At 65.1% G+C, this 1,397-nt stretch carries 2 protein-coding genes; both read right to left on the bottom strand.

Features of this window, described 5'->3' with window-relative positions; translation table 11 throughout:
• Positions 1-320 (bottom strand): hypothetical protein (locus AAFP05_RS05180; protein ID WP_341728789.1); only part of this gene is annotated, 320 nt, incomplete at its 3' end.
• A gap of 151 nt (positions 321-471) precedes the next feature.
• Entirely contained in the window at positions 472-1,374 is a 903-nt protein-coding gene (gene map / locus AAFP05_RS05175) for a type I methionyl aminopeptidase (RefSeq protein WP_341728788.1), read from the bottom strand.
• Positions 1,375-1,397: the final 23 nt, after the last annotated feature.

The following is a 1,397-nucleotide window of genomic DNA, read 5'->3' as shown; positions in this document are numbered from 1 at the left end:
TCGAACTGGGCGACGCCGGTAACCTCGGCGGCGGTCAGCTCGCGACCGAGGCCCTGCACGTAGTAGGCCCCGACGTAGGCCCCGTACAGCCGATCGTCCGGATCGAAGATCGAGCTAAATCCGCGCCACCGCTCGAAATCGGCAAAGGTGAATTCCACCGTGAAGCGCACGTCGTCGTCCAGCCATGCCGACATCGCGGCATCGGCATTGAAGGTGATCATCCGCGGATACAGCCCGCTGCCGGCCAACGGCATCTCCGCCCGGGCGCCGGTATCGTGCGGCACCGAGTCGCGTTCGTAGACCCAGTCGTATCCGCTCATCAGGATCAGCGAACGCCACCGGGCGCACCACGGATTCACTGCGAGATTGCCCACCAGTATCAGCGCAATACCGACGGCCACCAGCCATCGGCGGCACCGACGACGACGTGGCGGCCGTTCCGGGCTCATCGGGCTGGCGCGACGCTGGAGATCAGTTGACCGGCGGCTGGGGAACCTCGCCGCCGACGATCAGTTCGCCGCTACTCGGCACGGTCAGGATCTCGGAGCCGGTGTCGGTGACCACCAGGGTCTGCTCAAACTGGGCCACCCACGAGCCGTCCTGAGTGAGCACGGTCCAGCCGTCATCCCACTGCTTGGTACGGGCGCTGCCGAGCGTCAGCATCGGCTCGATCGTGAAGGTCATGCCCGGCTGCATGATGGTGTTCAGCATCGGCTCGTCGTAGTGCAAGACGATCAACCCCGAATGGAAGGCGGTGTGCACTCCGTGGCCGGTGTATTCGCGGACCACGCCGTAGCCGAACCGCTTCGCGTAGGACTCGATGACGCGCCCGATCACCGACAGCGGACGCCCGGGCTTGACCGCCTTGATGCCCCGGTACATCGCCTCACGGGTGCGTTCGCTGAGTAGCCTGGCCTCCTCGGATACCTCGCCGACATAGAAGGTGGCACAGTTGTCGCCGTGCACGCCGTTGATGTACGAGGTCGAGTCGATCTTGACCAGATCGCCGTCTTGGAGCGGGCGGGCATCCGGGATGCCGTGGCAGATCACCTCGTTGACCGAGGTGCAGATGCTCTTGGGAAAGCCGCGGTAATTCAGCGACGCCGGGTATGCGCCGTGATCGCATAGGTATTCGTGGGCGACCGCATCGAGGTGGTCGGTGGTGACGCCGGGGCGAATCTCAGCCGCCGCGGCGAGGATCGAGTCGGCAGCGATCTGCCCGGCGAGCCGCATCGCCTCAATGATCTCGGGAGTCTGGACGTGGGAACCGTCGTAATGCTCTCCCGCCATCACTCCCACATATGGGGGCTGCTGAACGCCTACAGGCACATGGCGCGTGGGACTGACGGGATACGGCTCGATTGGTTCACTCACTCAGCCGATTCTAGGCGCCCCGC

Origin of the sequence: Brooklawnia sp. (genome assembly GCF_032229645.1) — a bacterium.
Taxonomy (GTDB): Bacteria; Actinomycetota; Actinomycetes; order Propionibacteriales; family Propionibacteriaceae; genus Brooklawnia.
This window is presented reverse-complemented; position numbering and strand designations above follow the sequence as displayed.